This is a genomic window from Pseudoalteromonas sp. SR43-5, from assembly GCF_014163835.1.
In the GTDB taxonomy this organism is placed as follows: domain Bacteria; phylum Pseudomonadota; class Gammaproteobacteria; order Enterobacterales; family Alteromonadaceae; genus Pseudoalteromonas; species Pseudoalteromonas distincta.
Window position 1 is genome coordinate 59,519 of record NZ_JACJEA010000017.1, and the last position, 14,076, is coordinate 73,594.

The following is a 14,076-nucleotide window of genomic DNA, read 5'->3' on the forward strand; positions in this document are numbered from 1 at the left end:
TTTAGGTTGTGAGCACAATAGCTATTAGCAACCATCGGCAAAGAAGCCCGCACACAGTTATGCATATTGCGTATTTGTGGCGGGCTTTTTTGTTATTTGTATCTAAACCGTCACTTTAAGGAATGCCCTATGCAAACCTCGCAAAAAATACTCATTATTGGTAATGGTATGGTCGGACACCACTTTGTTGAGCAAATGCGCCAAAGCGATGCCAACGCAGACATTACTGTACTTTGCGGAGAAGCAAATCTTGCATACGATCGCGTGTACTTATCAAGTGTATTTGATGGCAAAACAGCCGCCGATTTAGCACTTACCACTCACGACAACTACAAACAACTTAATATTAATGTGCATACCAGCCAGTGGGTTGAAGGCATTGATAGAACAGCAAAAATAGTAACCACGCTAACTGGTGAGCAATACCCGTACGATAAGCTTATATTGGCAACAGGTTCATTTCCATTTGTGCCGCCTATAAAAGGTAACGACCAACCTCATTGTTTGGTGTATCGTACATTAGAAGATTTAGAACAAATAAAAGCCAGTGCCGCTGTAAGTAAAAGTGGTGTAGTTATTGGCGGTGGTTTGTTAGGGCTTGAAGCCGCAAATGCGATTAAGCAACTAGGACTTGATACCCACGTAGTTGAATTTGCACCGCAGCTTATGGCTGTTCAGCTTGATGGACAAGGCGGTACGCTTCTAAAAAATAAAATAGAAGAACTTGGCGTAACGGTACACACATCAAAGGCAACCAGTGAAATAGTAAAAGGCGAAACCAGTCGCTTTAGATTAAATTTTTCGGATGAGTCATTTTTAGAAACAGACCTAATTTTGTTTTCTGCTGGTATTCGCCCGTATGACCAACTCGGCAAAATTGCTGATTTAGAACTCGGTGAGCGCGGCGGTATTATTATTAATAACCAATGCCAAACATCTGATCCTGATATTTTAGCCATTGGTGAATGTGCACTGTGGGACAAAAAACTATTTGGCTTAGTCGCACCGGGTTACAACATGGCGCGCGTTGCAGCGAGCCAATTAAGTGGTGGCGAGCTTGAGTTTTTAGGTGCCGACATGAGCACTAAACTTAAGTTGTTAGGCGTAGAAGTAGGCTCAATTGGCGACGCTCATGCAAAAACGCCTGACTGTAAAGAGCTTATATACCAAGACGCTATTCGCGGCTGTTATAAAAAAATCATACTAAGTGAAAAAGGCGATAAGTTACTGGGCGCTGTACTAGTTGGCGATACCAGCGACTACGATACTTTATTGCAGTACATGCTTAACGACATGGACTTACCAGAAAACCCTGAGTGTTTAATTTTACCAGATAGCGGCGGCGCGCCGTCGTTATCTGGCAGTGCCCTACCCGACACCGCCACTATTTGTTCGTGTCACAATGTGAGTAAAGGCGACATCGTGGGTGCAATCGATGGCGGCTCATGCGATTTAGCCTCGGTAAAATCATGCACTAAAGCAGCAAGCGGCTGTGGCGGTTGTGCTGCGTTACTAAAATCAGTTGTTGATAACGAATTAGCAAGTCGTGGTGTTGAAGTTATCAACCATGTATGTGAGCACTTTGCGTATTCACGCCAAGAACTATTGCACATGGTAAAAGTAGAAAGCATTAAAACGTTTGATGACTTACTAACTAAACACGGCAGCGGTCATGGCTGTGAAATATGTAAACCTGCCATTGGCTCTATTTTAGCCTCAACATGGAACGACTTTATTTTAGAGCCCGCTCATGTTGGTTTGCAAGACACTAACGATACGTACCTAGCAAATATGCAAAAAGATGGTTCGTACTCTGTGGTACCGCGTATTGCTGGCGGCGAAATAACACCCGACAAACTCATTGTAATTGGACAAGTAGCCAAAGACTTTAACCTATACTGCAAAGTCACTGGTGGTCAGCGTATCGATTTATTTGGTGCGCGTTTAGAAGAGCTTCCTGTTATTTGGGAGCGACTTATAGAAGCCGGATTTGAGACCGGTCATGCCTATGGTAAGTCTCTTAGAACTGTTAAATCGTGTGTGGGTAGTACGTGGTGTCGTTATGGTGTGCAAGATAGCGTTGGACACGCAATAGAAATTGAAAACCGCTACAAAGGGTTACGCGCACCGCATAAATTTAAAATGGCGGTATCGGGTTGTACCCGCGAATGCGCCGAAGCACAAAGTAAAGATATTGGCATTATAGCCACCGAAAATGGCTGGAACTTATACGTGTGTGGTAATGGCGGTATGCGCCCTCGCCATGCTGATTTATTTGCGACCGATTTAGACACGCCAACACTAATTAAATACATTGACCGCGTAATTATGTTTTACATTAAAACGGCTGACAAATTGCAGCGTACGTCGGTATGGATGGAAAACCTTGAAGGCGGTTTAGACTACCTTAAAAGCGTAGTAATTGACGACAGCTTAGGCATTTGCGACGAACTAGAAGCGCAAATGGAGTTAATTACACAAACCTATGCGTGTGAATGGAAAAAAGCGATTGAAAGCCCAGATGCTGCCAAACGATTCCGCCAGTTTGTTAATAGCCCCGAAACCGACGACAACATTTTGTTTGTGCAAGAGCGTAACCAAATTCGCCCTGCTACAGAAGCCGAAAAACGTGAGCAACGTAATACACAAAACCGTATTCCAGTAATGGAAGTTGAACAGGAGCAAGCTGATGTCTTGGCATAATATTGGAACAATCGACAACCTAGTGGCTAATAGCGGCGTATGCGCATTAGTTAATAATCAGCAAGTGGCTATTTTTTACATTCCACAAAATCCAACGGCTGTGTTTGCCATTAGCAACTACGACCCGATTGGCAAAGCCAATGTATTGTCGCGTGGCATTATTGGCTCAGTCGACAATAAATTAGTTGTCGCATCGCCTTTATATAAGCAACACTTTTGCCTAGAAACAGGCGAATGTTTAGAAGCAGAAGCAATACACCTACCGGTTTTTAATGCAAAAATTGAAGACGGCAGTGTATTTATAAGCGCTGAACCAAAAGTTACAACAGCTGTGGCTTAGGGGAATAGTATGAGTGTACTGTCTTATTTTTCGGGTATTGAAAACGTGTGGCTAAATAAGCTTGTTACTAAGCTAACAAGCTCAAATAGTCGCAGCGTCAAAAGCGGCAACGTTTATATAATTGGTGCGGGCCCAGGAGACGCAGAGCTAATTACAGTAAAAGCGCAGCGTTTAATTAATACCGCCGATGTTGTTTTATACGATTGGTTAGTAAGCGATGATTTATTAAAAACGCTTCCTAAAAAAGCACAGCGAGTATTTGTAGGTAAACGTGCGGGTAAACATTCGATGACCCAAGCTAACATTTGCGAACTACTGGTTAAATACGCACAACAAGGCTTAAACGTAGTGCGTTTAAAAGGCGGCGATCCGAGTATATTTGCACGTATTAACGAAGAAGCCGATGCGCTTAGTGAGCATAATATTAATTTTGCTATTGTTCCGGGTGTGACAACGGCTTGTGCTACGTCCGCTTATACGGGTATTCCGCTCACTGCACGCGATGTAGCACGCAGTGTTACATTTTTAACAGCGCAGTTTGCCGATCCTAACAAGCAACCTCATTGGCAAAATTACGCGTTTATGCCTGCAAACAACAACCCCACTTTAGTGGTTTATATGGGGCTTTCGCGCTTACAAACGCTAAGCTGCGGTTTGCAATCAGTGGGCTGGCCAAGTAATACACCCATCGCACTAATAGAGAATGCCACTACTACTAAGCAAAAAGTAATTACCAGTACGCTTGAGAAAATAGTAAATGAGCATGCTAAACACAACCTTCAAGGCCCTACCCTAATTATGATTGGTGAAGTAATAAATCATAAAATGGCTATTAGTCCTGAGTTACTAAACAGTGTAAATGTTAACGCATGACGTAAAATGAATAATGCACTTTTCGCGCTTACTACCTCCCCAGGAGTAGGCGCTTTTTTTGTTTTTAATTTGGGTTCAAGTTGTGTGCAATAACATACTTAAATGCACCAAATAAGTTAAAAGTAATGGCAAGTTAAATTATAGAAACACAGTGACAAATAAAAATAATACTTTAAGCAATTGTATTAGCTTGATTTTAAATTCAATGATGAAATTTATTAATGATTGGAACAGTGGTTGCACTTTAAAAACAAAAAAGTGTGGAATAATACCAATGGCGACAAGCAACCCTCTCACAAAACAGTTTTTATTAGCGGCTAAGTATCAAGAAATACACGCGCTAAAGCAATTACAAAACAGTTGTGCCTCGCTTACTAAGTTAGGCGATTTTGTACATCAGTTACAAAAAGAACGTGCAATGAGTAATATCTTTTTGGCCTCAAATCGCGAGCGATTTAAAACCCAATTACAAGAACAAATCCCTTTAAGCAGCAGCGCACAAACTGCATTTTATGATTCTCTTAAACAAACATTTATAAACGACAACGCCGATACTGGTCATACTCGGTTATTTAATTTAATTACCTATAGCCTGCAAACACTTGACGCATTGCCCGAACTACGCAATCAAATAGCACAACAAAACATTAGTGCAGTGCATGCTACGCAGTCATTCACTCAGTTAATTGCTAGTTTACTCAATATTATTTTAGAGGCAGCAGATGGCGCAAGCGATCCTAAAATAACGCGTTTGTTAGTCGCATTTTTCAATTTTATGCAAGGTAAAGAGTACGCAGGACAAGAGCGCGCCTGTGGTGCACAAGCATTTGCAGCGAGTAAATTTACCACTGAGCAAAAACAACAACTCGCGCATTTTGAACAAGAGCAAAACCACAGCTTTGACTTTTTTAATGAGTACGCCGATGCGCACCTTTTAAAATGCTTTGCCACGTTAACAACACATCAGGTTAATAATCAGGTAGAGCAACTTAGAAGTTTACTGCAAAAACTCGATGACGAGAATGCTCAACCGCTCTCGCAACTAAGCGAAGTATGGTACGAAGTAACCACTACGCGCATAGATATAATGCACAAAATTGAACAAAATATAGCAGATCAATTAATTGATACCGCAGCAATGCAAATAGCCTGTGCTCAACGTAGTTTAAATACAAATAAGCAAGTACTTAACAATATGGCAGAGCAACACATAGCCCCTACTTTTGGCCAATTAGCCATTAAGCAACCAGAGCCAGAAGTAAACCAAAATATAGCGGCCGATAAGCTCAACAGTAATAAAACTATGTATGATTTAATTATCGAGCAAAGCCAGCATATAAAACAAATAAACCAAGCGTTACTTGACGCTAAAAAAGTTATTAGTGAGCAAAAGGTAATTCACCAAGCCAAGTACATACTTATTGAGCAGTTAAAGCTCACCGAAGAGCAAGCCCATAAACAGCTACAAAAACAAGCAATGGATACGCATAAAACCTTATTTAGCGTAGCGCAAACAATTGTACAAATGAGCGATTAAATATGCTGTTTTTACTTGGGCATGTTGATCTTTAGTAATACCACTACCCTAAATAATAGTTATTTATTAAGTTACAAATTTCACACCCATATTGAGTTTTGCCTTATTTTAAAATTGATTCATAACCTGCTGACTATAATAAGGTAAAACCCTAATTTGAAGTCTATTTATAATGCAAATTATTCAACGCATTCAAAATAATCAACTACAATAAGTTAATCATTTGTTGCATCTCATTTTAATGAGGCATATTTAATACTGTTGTAGGAGTTTGAATGCCCAATGTAGAGAGTTATATAGAAGGTGTATCATTAATAGATGAGCAGCAATTAACAACTTCTCTTGATAATGACATTCAAACAAACATAAAAAACATTGCTGAGCTAATTTTAAACATTTTTGATGCGAGCTCATTTTCTATTGTTGCTAATCAGCCTTCAGGTGTCGTTGAGCTATATAAATCAGGTTCAGAAATAACAGTAGCTAAAGAGCAACTAGCTGATGATATTTTTAATGAATCGATTATTGAGCATGACCTTAAAATATTTAGAGTTATATCGCCTATTATATTGCCCTCAAACCTTAAGTTTGGATGGTTGATATTCGAGCGAGCAAGTGATTCACTACTTACAGAAAAAGAAAAATCAATTTTAAATAGTTTACAAAAAAACTTTGTAAATCAGTTAGTCCAACGTAAAAACTTATTAGATAAAATAAACAGTGCTAAGTATAATTCAACAATTTGCGAGCAAAACAAAAAAGACGAAACTGAAAAAGATCGCTTAATTAAAAAATTACAAAAAATGAGCGATGAACTTGATGAATTTACCAGTATTACTTCACACGATCTCAAGTCGCCATTAAATGCTATAAAACGTTTATTAGAATGGGTTTATGATGATTGCAAAGATTTACTCCCCCAGGAGCACCTAGAAAACTTTCAGCTTGTGCTCAGCCGGGCTAATAGAATGCAAGTACTGCTAGAAGATTTACTAAGTTACTCGAGAATAAATAGCTGTGATTCAACTCGTGCAAACATATCTTTAGAAAGTCTTTACCAAGATATAGAACAAATTTTAGAAGTTCCACAAGCTGTCACTGTTGATATACACGCCAATAACGAAGTACTCGATATACCACTGATCCCTTTTAAAACTGTTTTTCAAAATCTTATTAGTAATGCAATAAAACATAACAATAAAGAGCACCCGGTTATCGACATTTCACTTATCCCCTCTAATCAATATTACATTATTGAAATAAAAGATAATGGTCCAGGAATTAACCCTAAATATTTTTCACTCATATTTAAGTTATTTCAGACATTGCAATCTCGAGATGATGTTGAAGGGAGCGGCATCGGACTCTGTATTGCCAATAAGCTCATTATTAATTATGGGGGCAAAATTGAAGTAGCCTCCGATGGGGAACTCGGCAGTACATTCACTATTTTTTGGCCCAAAGTTTAACTATGAAATTATCAATTATAAACGAGCATCATGTAGATGCTGCTCTTAGAAGGAACTTATGAATATTTTAATTGTTGATGATGACTTAGTTGATCGCAAATTAATAAAAAAAATGCTTATTTCTGATGGCTCTCATCATCATGACATTACCGAAGTAACGTGCGTACCCGAGGGCTTGAAAGCCATTGAAGACACGCACTTTGATATAATACTACTCGATTATAATATGCCTAAAGAAGATGGCATTGAAATGCTAATTGAAATGCGTGCAAAGCCTAAACTCGGTAACACCGCAATTATCATGATTAGCTCCTCAGAGAACTCAGCTTTGGCTATTGAGTGTATAGAAGCAGGCGCTCAAGACTTTTTACCAAAAGGTGATATAACGAGGGATAGTTTAAATAAAGCGCTTATATATGCCAAAAAACGCTTCGAGGCAGAACAACGTATGCACAACAGTTATCTTGCTGTAAAGCATATGGCAGAACGGGATCAGCTTACTGGTTTGTCTAATCGATATCATTTTGAAGAAATACTAAAAGTAATGATAGCTAACAATAAACGTGCTAAAAACTGCGTGGCGTTACTTGCTTTAGATTTAGATAACTTCAAAAATATTAATGATACGCTTGGCCATAGTGTCGGCGACGAAATTTTAATACAAACAGTAGAAAGGATTCATAGTTGCCTGAGGCAAAATGAAGGATTTGCACGCTTAGGAGGCGATGAATTTGCAGTTATAATAGGTGGAATTTGCAATATTAATCAAATAGGTATGATAGCAAATAGAATACTAGCAGAAGTTTCTAAACCCTTTTTGCATGAAGGCAGAACTTTAAATTGCAGTGTTAGCATTGGAAGTGCCATATACCCAAATGATGCTACTGAATCTCATGAACTGCTAAAATGTGCTGACATTGCAATGTATCGCTCAAAGCAAAGTGGTAAAAGTAGAATTAGCTTTTACAAAGAGCAATATCAGTACGAATTTAGTCGCCGAGTAGATATTCAAAATAGTATAAAAGAGCATATAGAGGAAAAAAACTTTAGGCTATTTTATCAACCTGTTTATTGTTCAAAAACACAAATAATGACAGGTGTCGAAGCCCTTATCCGTTGGCCAGGTACAACCATTCATTATACTCCTGATGAATTTATTCCTATTGCTGAAGAGTGCCGATTAATAGCCCCTCTTGGAAAATGGATAATTGCGAGCGCTTTAGAGCAGTTATCTTTATGGCAGCAAAGCTATGAAACTCCCTTAACACTATCTATCAATATTTCACCTATTCAGCTACAAAAAGAGATTTTAGAGAGCTATTTATTAGAGACAGTCAAAACATACAACTTAAAAACCAACAGTATTATTCTTGAAATAACAGAAACAGCTTTTATGGAAAATAGTAAAGAAGTGATTGAGATATTAACTTCTTTGTCTAACAAGGGATTTAGGATTGCTTTGGACGATTTTGGTATGGGGTACTCATCCATATCTCATCTAATATCTTACCCTATTGATATAGTAAAATTAGACAAAAGCATGCAGTCGTTGGATGGAGAAAATAATAAGCGATTAAAAATAATCGAGAGTTTATCTTTAATGCTAAAAAAATTAGATTTTTTTGTGGTAGCTGAAGGAATCGAAACGAAAGCCCAACATCAGCTATGTAAAAAACTAAACATAGACTACTTGCAAGGTTTTCTATTTTCAAAACCTATGCCTGCAAACGAGATTAACTTGATACTCGATGACTATTGTAAAAAATCATCCTTAAATAAATAGGTTATTTTGACCCTCTGTAAAATTGAAGCTTAAATCAGACACCTATATAACTTTAAGCTAAAAACCTTTGGTTTGAGCCACATACTCAAACTAAAGGCTCTTCAATTGGCACAGCCTAATAGGTTAAAACTTAAAATACATGCACATCAGCTGTATTTATCTAAATGCTGACCAATAACAGCCATGACTTTTTCTTTTAACTCTGCTGCCTGAAAACTTCCTTTTACAAGGTAACCTTTTACAAAGTCGTGTGACATTATAATCTTTTTTTCTTCTTCTCTTTCAGATGAGCTAAACATCATAACTACACACGAGCTTATCTCTATCATTTTTCTGAGTTTAGAGAACTTCTCTAAAAATTGAATGCCATTAACTTTTGGCATATTAATGTCTAAAAATATAAGAATTGGAGGAAATCCATCAGGGTACTTTATTCTATTAGATTCATAATTTTCTAAAAATTCTAATGCTTCTTGACCATCTTTTTTTTCAAAAATTGTAAGATCTAACTTGGCTTCTTTTATTAGCCTTTTAAGAATATACCGGTCAACTTCGTTGTCATCGACAATTAATATAGGGGGTTTAATTTTTGTCATATTAGCTTATCCAATGGTATTACTATTTTAAATGTTGTGCCTTTATCAGAGCTTTGCAGTGATATTTCACCGTTTAAGTACTCAATATGTTTTTTAACCAACGCCATCCCTAAACCAGAGCCCGTACTCGTCTGTGCATGAAATCGCTTAAACATATCAAACACTTCACCTTGATGCTTTTGTGGTATTCCCATTCCGTTATCTGTAACAGTAATAAAAAACGTCTCTTGCTCATTGAAAATATCACAGCGGAGATAAGGGGAGTCTTTATTTCTGTCGTAATACTTCAACCCGTTTGAAATTAAGTTTTCAATAATTTGAGCAAAACGCGCTTTTTCTGACTTTATAGGTACTGATAGATTAATTGTTGTCTCGAGCTTACAAGGGTTGTCTTTCATAAGCCAAGTGAGTCGCTCTTTCATATCAATAATCAACTGATTAAAATCAATTACATCTCTATCTTCACTACCAATTTCAGCTTTAGCTAATAGTAAAATATCAACAACAAGTGTCTCTAACTTTTCCATTTGTTGATAGATAACCAATGCATTTCGACTTGCCTCTTCAGTATCTCCTGCTTTTATATCTTCAATAACAAAATGCGCTAGGGATTTAGCCCCTGACAACGGTGATTTCAGGTCATGAGAAGCTCGATAAGCAAACTGTGCAAGTTCGTCATTTGCTTGCTGCAGGGAGGCTGTTTGGCTATTTATAATCTCTTTGAGTTCAATACTGTTTTCAATATTTAAAAGATCATTTTTAATCCGCTGCCTGGCCGCGATAACGAGTGCTTTTAATTCACCCGACGTTTTTATATCAAGCTCATCATCTAGGTTAATATTGCTTTCGGGTTTACTTGATAAGAGCAGGGTAAGATTTCGAATAGAGCTGGATATAGTACGAGAAAGGTAACTTATAAAAATAATATTAAAAAAAGATATGACGATAACAAGTGGAATTAACGTCATTAGTATAAACGATACTGTTTTTCTGATTGGTTCTTCAAACATCTCAGAGTGTTTGTTAAAGCTGACAAGTGCAGCATTAAGGTTTAGTAAAAAATCAGCTCTACTGAGCTCACCTTTTTCATACTGAGTAACTGACAGTAGTGTTTTATCCGCAATTTCTATATCTTTTTCACAAATTGTTAAAGTTTGCTCTGTGTTAATAAATTTCATAACAGCATAATTTAATGGATTTATTTCTTCAATACAGTCAATTGGTTGCTGCCTAATTAACAATATATCTGACTCAATGGTATTTATATCTATGGGGAGATCATTTTCTATTTTTTTAACTGACTTAGTAAGTTGATGAGTATATTTTAAGTGAAGAAAATTAAGTTGGTGAAACTTGGCTCCTTTAGCTATTTCAAAAGCTGAGTAAACAGTAATACTTACCTCTGCAGCTGTTAAAATCACAATAAGCATCAGTTTTCTGGAGATATTCATATACGACACCTATTTTAGCTACTAACCCAACAGTTTTTTAATAACACTATAATAATTATAGTATTTATCACATTAGGTATAGCAGGTTTTATCTTTTTTACTAGCTCCTCAATAAATAACAATTTACGCTTAACTTAGTTCATTTTTAATACAAAGCTTCTTTTTAATTTTAGTTTGCCACTCAAGAGCAAGCTCCGGCAATTCGAGTGCTGCTAATAATACACTTTCATAATCTGGATATTTTTTATCAAAAAAAGCCTGGAACAGTTTTTTTACTGATATGTCGTGCGAGGCTTTCTTCTCGATAACAACACTATCACCCGTTTTTGCAACGCCCTGCTCTAGTACCCTAAAATACACGCCAGTGCAGTAATGCTGCGTAAACAGTTTAAGGCTGTTTTTATTATTAAGGGCGATAGCTAATTTAAAACAAGGCACACGAGGCTGGCTTACTTCAAGTAATGCAGTACCAATTCGAATATGGTCACCTATGTGTATATTCGCTTCATCAAGGTCAGAAATCGTGAAGTTTTCGCCAAAGGCACCTACTGCCAAATCATCATTCTCGAGGGTTTGTTTCCAATAATCATAATGATTGTGCGAAAACGCGTAAACCGCTTTATCAACCCCGCCGTGATTAACTAAATCAGCTTGCTCATCCCCTATAATATTTAGCTTTTCAATAACAACAGGTTCGTTAGTTGGCGTTTTGAATATTCCCGTTTTCACCTCTTTACCATTATGAATAAGAGTTTTAATTTTAGAGATATTAGTCGAGATGATTTTCATTGCGATACCAACGGATGAGGAAGTAAAGATTAATTATGCAGGTTTTAAAATTATTATAAATAAATTTAAGCAAAAAAATGACCGCTTAAGACTAAGCAGTCATTTAACAATATACAGTTTTTATTATTCTGCTTGTTTTAAAAAATACGTTTCGGCCAGTCCGTTATGTATTCCAGCTAAGTTTATTTGTATTTCATCGATAAAGTCATGCAACAGACCATTTTTAAGTACTCGTACGTCTTTATTTTCTAACTCAACAATTGCATCATCAATTGATTTAATAATTTCTGTTGAGTTTGGCAAAGGTAAAACCAATGCTTTTAATTCATTCATACAAAATAAAATAGATCGTGGGAATACTTTGCTGTGCATCACAAATTCTATTACATCAGCACGCTGTACTCTAACGCCCATTTCTTGGCGATACATTTGATAAGCACTTAACGAACGCAATAAACTGATCCACTGAATATTATCAAACGGCTTCACTTCTTCTTCATTAGTAATTAACGTAGCAGAGCGAATATCTAAAATTCGCGATGTCATATCTGCGCGCTCTATAATCGAACCAAAGCGGATAAAAACATAGCCCTGATCATGATTAATTGTGGCATCTAACGCCCCAAATATTTGATGGGCTGAATCTATAATCTTTTTTAAATAATCAAAACGTCCGCGCTTTGTTATCCCTTCTTTTTGATTATCTTTTACATAATAATAAAGAGAGTTAATTTCTTCCCATACGTCTCGCGGTATTACATCACGAATTGTACGCGCGCTTTCTCGTGCCGAAGTAATAGAGTTTAAAATTGACGAGCTATTATCACTACCAACAAGTAAATACCTTAATGCTTTTTGCTCAGAAAAATCAGTATGGTTTTCTGAATACGCTTTGCGTACACCAATAATATCAATTAATGGCTCCCAGCCGGTACATACGCCTTTGGGTAAGTCCATCATCAGTAAATTGTTAACGTTGATTAAACGAGCCACATTCTCCGCGCGCTCAATGTATCGAGATACCCAATATAAAGTTTCGCCTACTCTTGATAACATATTATTTAGCCTCTTCGTCAACAATCCAAGTATCTTTACTGCCACCACCTTGTGATGAATTAACCACCAAAGAGCCTTTAACCATAGCAACACGCGTTAATCCACCAGTGGTAACTTGCGTATCTTTACCTGATGATAAAATAAACGGTCTTAAATCGGTATGTCGACCATCTGGTTTATTACCATCAAATGTTGGTACTGTTGATAAATCTAATGTTGGTTGAGCTACCCAATTTCGTGGGTCCGCTTTAATTTGAGCAATACACGCTTCTTGTTCTTTTTTAGTCGATTTAGGACCAATTAATAATCCATATCCGCCAGATTCATTTGCAGGTTTAACAACAAGCTTATCGATATTTTTAATCACATGGTCGCATTCTTTCGGATCTAAACATTTGAACGTTGGGACATTAGCAAGTTTAGCTTCCTCGCCTAAGTAGTACTTAATCATCTCAGGTACATAGGCGTAAACTACTTTGTCATCAGCAACACCTGCGCCTGGTGCATTAACTAAAGCCACATTACCTTTAGACCAAGCACGCATTAATCCAGGAACGCCAAGTTGGGATTCTGGTAAAAAGGCTTCTGGGTCTAAAAATAAATCATCTATACGACGATAAATAACATCAACTCGTTGTAGCCCTGTGATTGTTCTCATGTATACACAGTCATCTTTTTCAACAACTAAATCGCGCCCTTCTACCAGTTCGCAACCCATTTCTTGGGCAAGGTAACAATGCTCAAAATAAGCGGAGTTAAATACCCCAGGAGTAAGTACCACGACTTCTGGTTTATCTTGTGGGCGAGGCGACATTGCCGCTAGCATATCAAATAATTGTGAAGGGTAATCATCAACAGGTAAAATCGATACTTGCTCAAATAATTCAGGGAATACACGCTTCATTACAGAGCGATTTTCAAGCATATAAGATACACCAGAAGGAACACGCAGGTTATCCTCAAGCACATACATTGTACCGCTACCATCGCGTACTAAATCTGAGCCACAAATATGCGCCCATATCTTATTTGGCGGGTTTATTCCCACGCATTGCTCGCGAAAGTTAACTGATTTTTCTAGTAACCCTTTTGGAAAAACACCATCTTTTATTATTTTTTGGTCGTGGTATAAATCATCTATAAAAAGGTTTAGCGCTTCAACACGTTGCTTTAAACCAACCTCTACGCTTTGCCATTCTTTTTTACCAATAGTTCGAGGAATAATATCAAACGGCCAGGCTCTATCAATCATATTACCTTCGTTGTAAACCGTGAAAGTAATACCCATTTCTTTAATTGCTAAATCAGCAACCGCTCTGGCTTTTACTAATTCTTCTGCTGATAAATTAGCAAAAAATTGTGCTAATTGTGTTCCATGCGATCTAACGTTTCCTTGTGCATCAATTAATTCATCAAAGAAACCTTTTGTTTGGTACGCTTTCCAATCAATTTTCATACACTCTTTCACCTTATCCATCA

The 14,076-nt window shown here is 37.3% G+C and carries 11 protein-coding genes; 6 read left to right on the top strand and 5 right to left on the bottom strand.

All coding sequences use genetic code 11. The features are described from left to right. Window positions 1-129: 129 nt before the first annotated feature. From nirB to H5090_RS11720, 6 genes are all read left to right on the top strand, one after another. Window positions 130-2,703 (top strand): nitrite reductase large subunit NirB, encoded by a 2,574-nt coding sequence (gene nirB / locus H5090_RS11695; protein WP_182695776.1) that lies wholly within the window; start codon window positions 130-132, stop codon window positions 2,701-2,703. Continuing rightward, the gene (gene nirD / locus H5090_RS11700) at window positions 2,690-3,043 is read left to right on the top strand and encodes a nitrite reductase small subunit NirD (RefSeq protein ID WP_182693842.1); all 354 of its coding nucleotides are present in this window, start codon (window positions 2,690-2,692) and stop codon (window positions 3,041-3,043) included. Before nirB ends, nirD begins: the two co-directional genes overlap by 14 nt. Window positions 3,044-3,052: 9 nt before the next feature. Then, window positions 3,053-3,916, top strand: a complete 864-nt coding sequence (gene cobA, locus H5090_RS11705; RefSeq protein ID WP_182695777.1) for a uroporphyrinogen-III C-methyltransferase — start codon at window positions 3,053-3,055, stop codon at window positions 3,914-3,916. 274 nt (window positions 3,917-4,190) lie between these two features. Continuing rightward, entirely contained in the window at window positions 4,191-5,453 is a 1,263-nt protein-coding gene (locus H5090_RS11710) for a nitrate- and nitrite sensing domain-containing protein (RefSeq protein WP_024606321.1), read from the top strand. Window positions 5,454-5,728: 275 nt separating this feature from the next. Further along, a complete protein-coding gene (locus tag H5090_RS11715; protein WP_182695778.1) occupies window positions 5,729-6,922 on the top strand; it encodes an ATP-binding protein in 1,194 nt (397 codons plus the stop codon). Window positions 6,923-6,980: 58 nt separating this feature from the next. Beyond that, window positions 6,981-8,705 (top strand): GGDEF domain-containing response regulator, encoded by a 1,725-nt coding sequence (locus H5090_RS11720; RefSeq protein WP_182695779.1) that lies wholly within the window; start codon window positions 6,981-6,983, stop codon window positions 8,703-8,705. 146 nt (window positions 8,706-8,851) lie between these two features. Here the strand turns inward: H5090_RS11720 and H5090_RS11725 are convergent, their stop codons facing one another. The 5 genes from H5090_RS11725 to H5090_RS11745 form a co-directional block, all read right to left on the bottom strand. Then, entirely contained in the window at window positions 8,852-9,301 is a 450-nt protein-coding gene (locus tag H5090_RS11725) for a response regulator (protein WP_024596059.1), read from the bottom strand. Further along, a complete protein-coding gene (locus H5090_RS11730; protein WP_182695780.1) occupies window positions 9,298-10,752 on the bottom strand; it encodes an ATP-binding protein in 1,455 nt (484 codons plus the stop codon). Before H5090_RS11730 ends, H5090_RS11725 begins: the two co-directional genes overlap by 4 nt. Before the next feature lie 129 nt (window positions 10,753-10,881). After that, window positions 10,882-11,541 carry an MOSC domain-containing protein gene (locus H5090_RS11735; RefSeq protein WP_024604871.1) on the bottom strand — a complete coding sequence of 220 codons (660 nt, stop codon included), beginning with the start codon at window positions 11,539-11,541 and terminating at the stop codon, window positions 10,882-10,884. A 123-nt stretch (window positions 11,542-11,664) separates the two neighbouring features. Next, window positions 11,665-12,597 carry an alpha-E domain-containing protein gene (locus H5090_RS11740; RefSeq protein ID WP_182695781.1) on the bottom strand — a complete coding sequence of 311 codons (933 nt, stop codon included), beginning with the start codon at window positions 12,595-12,597 and terminating at the stop codon, window positions 11,665-11,667. A 1-nt stretch (window position 12,598) separates the two neighbouring features. Beyond that, window positions 12,599-14,053: a circularly permuted type 2 ATP-grasp protein gene (locus H5090_RS11745; protein ID WP_024604870.1), complete on the bottom strand. Its 1,455-nt coding sequence runs from the start codon at window positions 14,051-14,053 to the stop codon at window positions 12,599-12,601. Window positions 14,054-14,076: the final 23 nt, after the last annotated feature.

Coding starts and splice junctions, on each gene's coding strand:
- nirB (WP_182695776.1), top strand. CDS start 130: ATGCAAACCTCGCAAAAAATACTCATTATTGGTAATGGTATGGTCGGA.
- nirD (WP_182693842.1), top strand. CDS start 2,690: ATGTCTTGGCATAATATTGGAACAATCGACAACCTAGTGGCTAATAGC.
- cobA (WP_182695777.1), top strand. CDS start 3,053: ATGAGTGTACTGTCTTATTTTTCGGGTATTGAAAACGTGTGGCTAAAT.
- H5090_RS11710 (WP_024606321.1), top strand. CDS start 4,191: ATGGCGACAAGCAACCCTCTCACAAAACAGTTTTTATTAGCGGCTAAG.
- H5090_RS11715 (WP_182695778.1), top strand. CDS start 5,729: ATGCCCAATGTAGAGAGTTATATAGAAGGTGTATCATTAATAGATGAG.
- H5090_RS11720 (WP_182695779.1), top strand. CDS start 6,981: ATGAATATTTTAATTGTTGATGATGACTTAGTTGATCGCAAATTAATA.
- H5090_RS11725 (WP_024596059.1), bottom strand. CDS start 9,301: ATGACAAAAATTAAACCCCCTATATTAATTGTCGATGACAACGAAGTT.
- H5090_RS11730 (WP_182695780.1), bottom strand. CDS start 10,752: ATGAATATCTCCAGAAAACTGATGCTTATTGTGATTTTAACAGCTGCA.
- H5090_RS11735 (WP_024604871.1), bottom strand. CDS start 11,541: ATGAAAATCATCTCGACTAATATCTCTAAAATTAAAACTCTTATTCAT.
- H5090_RS11740 (WP_182695781.1), bottom strand. CDS start 12,597: ATGTTATCAAGAGTAGGCGAAACTTTATATTGGGTATCTCGATACATT.
- H5090_RS11745 (WP_024604870.1), bottom strand. CDS start 14,053: ATGAAAATTGATTGGAAAGCGTACCAAACAAAAGGTTTCTTTGATGAA.